The sequence below is a fragment of the Veillonella montpellierensis genome, from assembly GCF_947090115.1.
GTDB classification, from domain to species: Bacteria; Bacillota; Negativicutes; order Veillonellales; family Veillonellaceae; genus Veillonella; species Veillonella montpellierensis.
Window position 1 is genome coordinate 224202 of sequence record NZ_CAMUMS010000001.1, and the last position, 10645, is coordinate 234846.

11 protein-coding genes are annotated in these 10645 nt (G+C 34.1%); all 11 read left to right on the top strand.

What is annotated here, in order from left to right; translation table 11 throughout:
- The first annotated feature begins 292 nt into the window (after positions 1-292).
- The 11 genes from P6940_RS01060 to P6940_RS01110 all read left to right on the top strand — a co-directional run bounded on the left by P6940_RS01060 (position 293) and on the right by P6940_RS01110 (position 10540).
- Positions 293-1225: an NAD(P)-dependent oxidoreductase gene (locus tag P6940_RS01060; RefSeq protein WP_052076851.1), complete on the top strand. Its 933-nt coding sequence runs from the start codon at positions 293-295 to the stop codon at positions 1223-1225.
- Positions 1226-1563: 338 nt separating this feature from the next.
- Positions 1564-3261 (top strand): glutamine--tRNA ligase/YqeY domain fusion protein, encoded by a 1698-nt coding sequence (locus tag P6940_RS01065; RefSeq protein ID WP_277292927.1) that lies wholly within the window; start codon positions 1564-1566, stop codon positions 3259-3261.
- Between the two features lie 9 nt (positions 3262-3270).
- Positions 3271-3888: a hypothetical protein gene (locus P6940_RS01070; RefSeq protein ID WP_277292928.1), complete on the top strand. Its 618-nt coding sequence runs from the start codon at positions 3271-3273 to the stop codon at positions 3886-3888.
- 372 nt (positions 3889-4260) lie between these two features.
- Positions 4261-4824, top strand: coding sequence for a DUF3793 family protein (locus P6940_RS01075; RefSeq protein ID WP_081936421.1), 564 nt, complete (start codon positions 4261-4263; stop codon positions 4822-4824).
- 10 nt (positions 4825-4834) lie between these two features.
- On the top strand, positions 4835-5254 hold the full coding sequence (locus P6940_RS01080; protein WP_028257167.1) for a flavodoxin: 420 nt from the start codon (positions 4835-4837) through the stop codon (positions 5252-5254).
- 544 nt (positions 5255-5798) lie between these two features.
- Entirely contained in the window at positions 5799-6935 is a 1137-nt protein-coding gene (locus tag P6940_RS01085; protein WP_277292931.1) for a RuBisCO large subunit C-terminal-like domain-containing protein, read from the top strand.
- A 12-nt stretch (positions 6936-6947) separates the two neighbouring features.
- Positions 6948-7766 (top strand): ATP-dependent sacrificial sulfur transferase LarE, encoded by an 819-nt coding sequence (gene larE, locus P6940_RS01090; protein WP_277292929.1) that lies wholly within the window; start codon positions 6948-6950, stop codon positions 7764-7766.
- A gap of 9 nt (positions 7767-7775) precedes the next feature.
- The gene (locus P6940_RS01095; protein WP_028257164.1) at positions 7776-8231 is read left to right on the top strand and encodes a hypothetical protein; all 456 of its coding nucleotides are present in this window, start codon (positions 7776-7778) and stop codon (positions 8229-8231) included.
- A 52-nt stretch (positions 8232-8283) separates the two neighbouring features.
- A complete protein-coding gene (locus P6940_RS01100) occupies positions 8284-9258 on the top strand; it encodes an MBL fold metallo-hydrolase (RefSeq protein WP_071838023.1) in 975 nt (324 codons plus the stop codon).
- 260 nt (positions 9259-9518) lie between these two features.
- The gene (rlmH, locus tag P6940_RS01105; RefSeq protein ID WP_028257163.1) at positions 9519-9998 is read left to right on the top strand and encodes a 23S rRNA (pseudouridine(1915)-N(3))-methyltransferase RlmH; all 480 of its coding nucleotides are present in this window, start codon (positions 9519-9521) and stop codon (positions 9996-9998) included.
- An 86-nt stretch (positions 9999-10084) separates the two neighbouring features.
- Positions 10085-10540 (top strand): CBS domain-containing protein, encoded by a 456-nt coding sequence (locus P6940_RS01110; protein WP_028257162.1) that lies wholly within the window; start codon positions 10085-10087, stop codon positions 10538-10540.
- The last annotated feature ends 105 nt before the right edge of the window (positions 10541-10645 follow it).

Here is a 10645-nt window from a genome sequence, read left to right on the forward strand (position 1 = left end):
AATCATATAAAAGTAGGTACATGCTGTTATATATGGGCGTATATATAAGTATTTTTTACTAGGGGATAGATTAAGTATAAAGGTAGTAGCATATATATTATTTTATCAGTTCTACAGTATATAATAGAAAATTAAAAAATACTTACTCTATAAGGGATCAAACCATTATGAAGATTCGTATAGAATTAGTTCTTAGATAGTATATACGGTATTACGTATATACTATGTAGTAAGTGAATATTGAATAGATACATAAGTCTATTACAGTATGTAAAATAGGAAAGGGTGCTTTATGAAATCAAAGATTGTAGTGAATGGATACATGAGTGATGAGGTGTTAGCTCCATTAAAAGAAGTGTTTGACGTTAAGCTTTGGACAGATGCAGAGAATATGCCAACTCATGTAGTAGAAGAGTGGTTCTATGAGGCAGTGGTATTATGTAATTTTAATCCATGGCTAACAATTACTAATGACCTACTTAAAAGGACACCAAATTTAAAGGTACTTATACAATCATTTCCTACTTACCATAATGTGAGGACTAGAGAATTGTCACCTTTACATATTCGTTTTGTACCTATGTCTACACCAGCAAGTAATGAAAGTATAGCAGAATTTATTACTATTTTAATGGGCATAGTAAGTCGCCGCATTATGGAAAATAGGATTGTTCAATTAACAGATATAAAAACTTCATCTTCTATTATGAGTAAAGGAAAAGATTTAAGTCGATCTACATTAGGTATTATAGGAATGGACGATATAGGTATTTCTATTTCTCGTAGAGCACGTGCTTTTGGAATGACAGTAGTTTATCATAATGAGTCACCAAGAAATGATGATAAATTATTCATGACCACGTATAGTGAATTGGACGACCTACTTGCTCATAGTGATGTGGTAATTGTTATAAATAGCGATAGAAACTCTAAAAACGTTATGTGTAATACGTCATTTTTTAATGCTATGAAAGACGATGCTATATTTATTTCTGCTACTACAACGGACCAAATTAATCTAGAGGCATTAAGAAAAGCTTTATATGAAGGAAAACTTAATTATGCAGCACTAGCTGTAGAAAATGGATTTGTTTCTAAGGAATTACTAGAAACGGATAAATGCTTATTAGTACCTATGTCAGCGGCTTTCACAGAGAGATGCATAAAAGAAATAGATAGTGTAACGGTTACGCGTATGATTAAGGAACTTCAGAATAGTTTGTAAGAGTATATAGTCGTCATATAGAATGTATGATATGAGAAAATTTGCTATAAATGATTCATTATAAGACGTATATTAGATTTTATATGTGAAGATGATAGTATACTAGTTAGATACATAGAATTTTTATATAGTATAAAAAGGATCACTTTAAGAACTGCCATGAATAGGTACTCATCATAGGGTGAGTGAGAAGAACATGGATATCATTGCATAACACTATAAATATCCTTTAAGGCGTTATATACATTATTAAGTCTTATTAGTAAATATAGTAGGCGATTACCTGTTATATATGGTAAAATAATGAAATAGTATAGACTACATGGAGGTTGAGTTTATTGGAAACGAATAATAATGTAAATCATGCAGAAGCAGAAGTAGTAGAAACAGTTAATTTTATTGAAGCTGCTATTAATAAAGATAATGAAGAAGGAACCTATGGAAACCGTGTACATACTCGATTTCCACCAGAACCTAATGGCTATTTACATATTGGGCATGCCAAATCAATTTGCTTAAATTTTGGATTAGGACTTGCTTATGGTGGCCTTACTAATTTACGATTTGATGATACTAATCCGACGAAAGAAGATGTGGAGTATGTTAAATCCATCGAAGAAGATGTAAAATGGTTAGGGTTTTCATGGGGAGACCGTAAATTTTTTGCCTCTGACTATTTTGATACTATGTACGAGTACGCTAAAAAGTTAATTACTCTAGGTAAAGCGTATGTGGATGATCAAACAGCTGATGAAATTCATCGACATAGAGGAGATTTTTCTACACCAGGTATAGATAGTCCGTATCGCAATCGCTCTGTAGAGGAAAATTTAGCATTGTTTGCGGCTATGAAAGAAGGAAAGTTTGGGGATGGAGAAAAAGTACTTCGTGCAAAAATTAATATGGCCGATCCTAATATTGTGATGCGCGATCCAGTATTATATCGTATCGTTCACGCTGAACATCATCGGACAGGTACACAGTGGTGTATTTATCCAATGTATGATTTTGCACATCCTATTGAAGATGCGATTGAACGAATTACTCATTCTATATGCACATTGGAATTTGAAGTACATCGTCCTTTATATGATTGGATACTAGAAGACTGGGAAGATACAGAAAAACCACGACAAATAGAATTTGCACGTTTGAACATGACTAATACGGTTATGAGTAAACGTAAATTACGTGCTTTAGTTGAAAATGGATTAGTAAGTGGTTGGGACGATCCTCGTATGCCTACTATTTCTGGATTGCGTCGTCGTGGGTATACACCTGAATCTATACGTGATTTTTGTCAACGAATTGGTGTAGCTAAGTCAGGTAGTATTGTTGACTCTGCATTACTTGAGTTTTGTATTCGTGAAGATTTAAAATTGAAGGCACCAAGACCGATGGTTGTTATTGATCCTGTTAAAGTGATTATCGACAATTATCCAGTAGGTCAAAGTGAAGTGTTAACGCTAGAGAATAACCCTGAAAATGAAACAATGGGTACTAGAGAGGTAACATTTAGTCGTGAGTTATATATTGAAAGAAATGACTTTATGGAAGTACCTATAAAAAAATTCTTTCGATTGGCACCAGATAAAGAGGTTCGTTTAAAAGGGGCTTATATTATTAAATGTGAAAGCATTGTTAAAGATGAAGCGGGACATATTATTGAAATTCATTGCTCCTATGATCCAGAAAGTAAAAGCGGAACTGGCTGCACTAAAAAGGTGAAAGGAATTTTGCATTGGGTAGATGCAAACAATGCGGTAGACATAGAAGCACGTTTATATGAACATTTATTAAAAGAAGATGTTCAAGAAAATGTAGATTTCTTAAACCAAATTAATCAAGACTCATTAACAATTCATCAAGCGAAAGGAGAAGCATTCCTAGCATCTACAGTACCAGGTGATCATTATCAGTTTATGAGACAAGGGTACTATGTAACGGATATAGATAGTACATCCAATCATATTATCGTCAATCGTATTGTAGGATTACGTGATAGTTGGGCGAAAAAACAAAAAAATAATAAGTAGGAGCCATATATGAAATATAAAAATATTATAAGTCTTACATTGATGTGTATTATGCTTATGATCTGTATGAATGTTGGTGCTACTAGTTTAGGACAGATGACTTTGTCGCAAGCAAAATTGCCAACAGGGACTACTCTCTATAAAGGGAATCCTCGTGCATTATTAACACAAAATTTTAGCCAAACAGATGTAAAACAATGGTTATTGGATTTCGGTTTGTTACATGCTGATACATATATGTTGACATATCAAGAGGCGAATGCTATGAAGTATGGAATCGTAGCAGACGTTTTTTTGGGAACACGTGGATTAGTTAATCTGGGTCTTGTATCAAATGCAAGTGAATATGATAATATACAGGTCTTGGCGGAAGCTATTAATAATAATAGCTATAATCGAGTCGTACCATATACACTATTAGCGCCTATGGTAAAACAACATGGCGTCTATACAGGTACGCTTCAAATTACATCCTTTAGGGATAGTATTGCGTATCAAGAAATCATTCATGTTATATTATATGAAGATAAATATGCTGGATTAGTAGCGCGATTCATTGTGTTTGATGCTACTAATGATAACGAATTATGGCAGAAATTTGGGCCTATTTTCCGAATAGAAAAATAATTGAATAGTTATTCACTATGCGTCTTATTGTTGCTGGTATTGATAGTAGCAACTAATGAGGCGCATTTTTAATTATACTTATGTGAAGAATGATAGATGTAGAATACTTATAAATAAAGATGTATTGTTAATAAATTGAAAAATAATGGTATTAAAAAGGTAGTATATAACTATAAAAATTGTAATAGAGTTGAATAGAAAATATAAATTTGAAAGTAAATATCAATATTATTGACAATAAATATCATTTGTTATATGATGGTCATATCAGATAAATAAGATCACATTATAGTATGATGTGGTTGAAATTGATAGTATGACAATAGAAAGTAAGTGCTTTCATCTCAGAATATAGTAAGGCAGGTAATGATAATGGATTCCATAGAGCAAATTATTGGATATCATTGTGCACCCACTATTCGTGGAATTAAAATTGCTAATCTTGTATCGATTCCACAAGAAATGTCAGCACAGTTATGTAAAATTATAAATGACTATAATTTTCAATTTAACGAAAAGGGACTCTATTTTTTCCAGTTGTGTGCATGTAAAGAACGTCGATTATTATTGGTGTTTCGTAAAAAACAATTAGAGGAGTATGTGCGACAGCACCAACATATCGGATTTCTTAGTATGTATGGCTACCAGGAAGATGACCCTTTGGAAGCTTTGTTGCTTCATTTGCGTCATCGTATGGAAACAGAAATTAGTTTTCCTCATGAAATTGGACTATTTCTTGGATATCCTTTAAATGATGTCATTCATTTCATTGCTAGTAAAGGACAAAATTATCAGTTATGTGGTGAATGGAAAGTATATCATCATGCTATATCGGCACAACATTCGTTTCACTGCTTTAAAATTTGTAGAGAATATTGTCATCAACAATTAGTTAATGGTAAAAGTTTTAGTTCCTTAGTAGCTAAAACAGCATAGGAGGTTTACAATGATTGGTGTAATTTATTGGTCTGGTACAGGTAATACAGCAGCTATGGCAGAAGCAGTAGCGGAAGGAATCAAGTCTGCTGGTCAGGAAGTGGAAGTAAAATCAGTATCCGAAATATCTGTTGATGAAGCAGCTGCCTATGATAAACTAGCATTAGGTTGTGCTGATATGGGCGCAGAACAATTAGAGGAAACCGAATTTGAACCTTTTTACACAGAACTAGAAGGTAAATTATCTGGTAAAAAAATTGTTATCTTTGGTTCTTATGGTTGGGGCGGTACCTGGCTAGAAGAATGGGGCAATCGCATTACTGAGGCTGGTGCCACATTGGTAGAACCTGGATATGCTGTATTAGGCGAACCAGATGATAGCGCAAAAGAAGAGTGCGCTAATTTAGGAAAAACATTAGCGAACGCATAATAATAAGATTGGAATAATAGCTACGCATTCATTAAACGATGCGTAGCTATTATTTTTATGCCTTACATAGACATAATTAACACTCGTGTAGCTGTGATTGTAAAAATTTTAAACTAAGAAAAATTCTGTACAGATATGTGAAGTTGTGGATAACGATAACATGTCATAGAGGTTAATGGCGTGAATAATATAAAACTTATCACATAGTATGAGAAATATACTATCATATTGTTGGTATCTATAGAAAATAAATTATATAGGGACAAACAGAAGCTGATGAAGCATAATTTTAAGATATATATAAGAAGAAAGGTGTAGATATATTGGCGTCAAAATATATTACACATCTTACTGATAGGCGGCATGCCTCTCATGAGTTAGATATATAGTTTACGGGATATTTTACAATTGAAAGTACTTATATGATAGTAGTTGCCCATTTGTTTCTAACAATGGTATGATTAATTATCGATAATATCTATTTTATATAACAGTAGATGTTATATCATGTGGTTATGTGTTATATATAAATTATAAAGAAGGTATTGTTATGGAACAGTTTATTGTGTCCTATCAGATAGAAGCAGATTCCTATGAAACAGCCAAAATGATTGCTTGGTCTGTGCAAGTGGAACAAACAATAGAATTTCCCTATGAATTAGTTACAGATCCAATATTACAAAATGAGGTAGTTGGACAACTCGTAGAATTAAGTCCTGTAGATAATGGGCTTTACTTGGCTAAAATTGCATATAATGTTGAATTGACGGCATTTGAGGTTACTCAATTTTTGAATGTGGTGTTTGGAAACTCCTCTCTACAACCACATATATGGGTAGTTGAATTATCATTACCTAAGAGTTTGTTGATGCACTTTGGAGGCCCACGATTTGGTTTATCTGGATTGCGTACGTTGTTACATGTGCCTAAACGACCTATGATACAAGCAGTTATAAAACCTTTAGGCTCAAATACGAATACCTTGGCTAAAATGTGTTATTCTTATACGCTGGGCGGAGTTGACGTAATTAAAGATGATCATGGCATTACTAATCAATGTTTTAGCCGATTTGTAGAGCGTGTTAAACGTTGTGCAGATAGCGTACACGAAGGTAATGAAAAAATAGGAGGACATACTTTGTATGCGGCTAATATATCTAGTGATGGAGGAGATGTATTAGAAAGAGCTTATAAAGCTAAAGAACTAGGTGCTACTGCCTTGATGATTACACCTGGCTTAGTGGGGTTTGGGTGGTTACAAGTGTTAGCTAAAGACGAATCGTTGGGGTTGCCAATTATTAGCCATCCAGCGATGCTAGGCGGATTTGCATTGCCTGGTACATCTGGCATTGCGGATTATTTGTGGTTAGGTTTATTGCCGCGTTTATTCGGTGCAGATATGCCAGTCTTTGTATCGTATGGTGGTCGATTTACATTTACTGCAGAACAATGTAAAAAAATTCATCACTACAGCATAAAAGATAATGAAATTATTCGTTCTGCTTGTCCTGCACCTGGTGGTGGTGTTACCGATGCAAGATTGGATGAATTACTAGATTTATATGGTCCGGATACTATGTTTTTGATTGGTGGAGATATGTTCAGGTATAGTGATGATTTACAAGCTAATATGGAACATTTTATCGATCGTATGAACGCATATACAGAAGGAGGTAACTAGTAAAACGTATTTATGTATGACACATTAGAAGAAAAATTATGTAACTTACGCACATACATACAAGGGTTAGAATCTGTCGTAGTAGCTTTTTCTGGCGGTGTAGACAGTACGTTACTTGCTGCAATAGCTTATCATGTACTGGGAAAGAATGCGATTGCGTTTACTATAGTATCACCGACATCGTCAGAAGATGAATTCGCTGAGGCAATCCAGTTAGCAAAAGAAATCGGTATATCTCATCGTCATATCTATATTGATGAGTTAGCTGTTAGAGAGTTTATATCTAATACAATTGATCGTTGCTATGTTTGTAAATATAATCGATATTCTTTTTTATGCAAATGGGCTAAAGAAAATCATATAAAATGGGTATTAGATGGAACTAATGCAGATGATAGTAAAGACTATAGACCAGGTATGAAGGCCTTAGAACAATTAGATATGGTGAGTAGTCCACTTTTAAAAATAGGCCTTACAAAAGCAGAGATTAGAAATGCGGCTCATTCGTTAGGACTTTCTGTTTGGAATAAACCGAGTTCACCATGTTTGGTTACACGTGTTCCTTATGAATATGAGATTACACGAGATATAGTAGATAAAATCAAAAGAGGAGAAAAATTTTTAAAGCCTTTCCTTGACGGAGCGTACCGAGTAAGATACCATGAAACTATAGTACGTATTGAAGTAGAAGAACGTGAATTTGATAAATTTATGGATTTACCATTTCGAAATAAAGTAAGAAGGTATTTTGAGTCCCTTGGATTTTTATATGTTAGTATAGATTTAAAAGCATTTTCTAGTGGTAATCTCAATCGTACAATCACAGAATAGGAGGCTATTATGACTTGGCATAAAATTACTTCACAAGAAGATATTGATGAACTAATGGATGTGTTTCATTCTTTCACAGGTAGTGTGTTGACTGAAATGTCATATACAAGTGGGGCATTTGTTATGCCATCATTATTAATGTATCCAGTTAATGCAAAGCGCCGTGTTCGCATGATTTTTCAACGGCAAGATAAAGATGTACCCGCGATTGAAATTGTGTTTGATGAAATGAATCGATTTAATCTTAGCCCAGCTAGTACTAATAGTACTGCAGTTATGGATGATGTATATTTTAAAAAGCATGATGATTTAATTTATTGGGCAAATACAGGGGCGTTTTACATTGACAGAATTGATGTATTTGAAACATCTACTCATGTGACTTGGTTGAGAGCAAAAAAAGCCCAGTGGCGTATTATTAAAGACCATTGGGGCGATAATCAGATTTATGCAGCTATTAAATAAATATAACAGGTGGTGATGTGTCACATTGCCACCTATTTTTAGGAGTTAGTCAGTGAAAGATGATTTGAAAGATACACATTTACGCATTCATGTTTTGGCGAGTGGTAGTAAAGGGAATTGTACGGTTGTTGAATACGGAAAGAGTATTTTATTGCATGATGTGGGTATTAGTGCTAGACGAATTACACAAGGACTAAAAAACTTGGGGCTGGATATACAGAATTTAGAGGGGATTTTTATTAGTCATGAGCATGCAGACCATGTGGTAGGCTTACGTCAAATGTTGAAACAATATGATGTACCTGTATACACAAAGGAAGGAACTTGGCGAGAGATTTTACGAAAACAAGATGTACCGAGTCATCGCATTCATCGGATTACTAGATCATCCTTTGCAGTAGGTAAACTTACCATTGAACCATTTTCTGTATCTCATGATGCAGCGGATCCGTTAGGTGCATCGTATATTTCCGGTGATGAAAAAGCAACTATAGTAACTGATACAGGGATAGTGACAGATACTATATTATATCATTTAGATGACAGTCAGAAATTAGTCTTGGAAGCTAATTATGATCCGTATTTATTAAAGGTAGGACCATATCCTTTTTATCTGAAAGAACGTGTCGCTGGTGAAGAAGGACATCTGAGTAATGAACATGCGGCACAGGCACTATTGATGATGAAACGTCCTAAATTTATGGAAGTTGTTCTTGCACATAGGTCAGAAAACAATAATACATCAATTCGCGTTACACAAACTGTGGGAAATATGCTGGTTAAGGGTGGTATACGTATTGGTAAAGAAATGAGATTGCAACATGGACAACCTAATACATGTATATCGATGATAACACCAAGCAATGCACATTACAAAGAAGAAAAAATGATACATGTAAAAACTAATGAAATGAGTATTAAAAAATATCGCTCTATGGCTGAAACAGTAGCCAATCAATTGAGTAGTACGAGTGTAGAAACATTGGCAAAAGAACTGGCAATGGTGCGAAGCAAACATAAACGCTAATGAGTAGGTAGCTTTTAGACTGTAGGGAGCATGTAATAAAAACATGGGCAATTTTTGCTATTAAGATTTTACGATGATTATCATGTAATGAACTAGTTACTAGATTGTTTGAAAAAAGGGTATTGCTATTATCGATTAAAAATATTTTTAATTGATTCGGACATGATAATCTAAGTTGTATGAATTATAAGTTTTTTTTAGTTGACTTCTTCTAGTAGTGATAGCATGTAATTTTGAATAGTGATAGAGAGGCTCGATATATGCATTTTACTATTGTGTGCATAGGAAAATTAAAAGAAAAGTATTTACGTGACGGTGTAGAAGAATTTGTAAAACGCATGCGTGTATATGGCGGAATCACGATTGTGGAATTAAATGAAAGTAAAATGGGCGATAAAGCAGGCAATACAGAGCGTCAACAAGCGGTGATTGATGAAGGAAAACGTTTATTAAAGCGCATACCGTCACAGGCGTACATTGTTTTGCTTGATGTATATGGCAAAACAATGCCCTCCGAGATGTTAGCTAGCCATATAAGTGGTCTTGAAGTATCTGGAATTAGTGAGATGGTGTTTGTTATCGGTGGCCCTTTTGGTGTTAGTGAAGAACTCAGGAAAACGGCGAACCTTAAATTGTCGTTAAGTCCAATGACATTTACGCATCAGATGGTTCGCTTGTTAGTGGTTGAACAAATTTATAGAACTTGTAAGATCAATCGTGGGGAACCATATCATTGGTGAGATGATAAATTTTTATGACTCTATAACAGGAATTTTATATAACGCGTCGAATAGTAATAATATAGAAGGAAATAGGAGGCGTTTTTATGAAAGTATCTGACATTATGAATAAATATCCTGTAGCCGTTGAAAAAACTACACGTATAGAGGATGTAGCTCATTTATTAGTTAAGCATAATTTAACAGCCATACCAGTTGTCACTAAAGATAATATCGTAATAGGTATTATTTCAGAAGGTGATTTATTGTATAAGAAGATTAAACCACATGCGCCACATTATGTTAATATTTTAGGAGCAAGTATTTATTATAATGGTATCGGTGAATACAATGAGCAATTTAAAAAGTTGTTAGCTACAGAAGTAGTTGATTTAATGAATCAGGATGTAATTACTACAAAGCCTGATACAGATGTAGAAGAAATTGTAGCAGTTATGGTAGAACAACATTTAAAAAATCTTCCCGTTGTGAATAGAGATGGAAAATTGGTAGGTATGCTATCACGCCATGATATTATGAAATTGATCGCAACGGAAGGTTAAATATAGAAGGATAAAGCAAGGGATTGTACGGGAATCCCTTGCTTTATTTGTTGTATTGTACGCCGAATAGGCATGATTAAACCCCCAGTTAAACTGGGGGTCAGT

What these genes read in the sequence shown, in the direction of transcription:
- P6940_RS01095 (WP_028257164.1), top strand. Translation starts at nt 7,776, where the DNA reads ATGACTTGGCATAAAATTACTTCACAAGAAGATATTGATGAACTAATG.
- P6940_RS01060 (WP_052076851.1), top strand. Translation starts at nt 293, where the DNA reads ATGAAATCAAAGATTGTAGTGAATGGATACATGAGTGATGAGGTGTTA.
- P6940_RS01110 (WP_028257162.1), top strand. Translation starts at nt 10,085, where the DNA reads ATGAAAGTATCTGACATTATGAATAAATATCCTGTAGCCGTTGAAAAA.
- larE (WP_277292929.1), top strand. Translation starts at nt 6,948, where the DNA reads ATGTATGACACATTAGAAGAAAAATTATGTAACTTACGCACATACATA.
- P6940_RS01075 (WP_081936421.1), top strand. Translation starts at nt 4,261, where the DNA reads ATGGATTCCATAGAGCAAATTATTGGATATCATTGTGCACCCACTATT.
- P6940_RS01080 (WP_028257167.1), top strand. Translation starts at nt 4,835, where the DNA reads ATGATTGGTGTAATTTATTGGTCTGGTACAGGTAATACAGCAGCTATG.
- P6940_RS01070 (WP_277292928.1), top strand. Translation starts at nt 3,271, where the DNA reads ATGAAATATAAAAATATTATAAGTCTTACATTGATGTGTATTATGCTT.
- rlmH (WP_028257163.1), top strand. Translation starts at nt 9,519, where the DNA reads ATGCATTTTACTATTGTGTGCATAGGAAAATTAAAAGAAAAGTATTTA.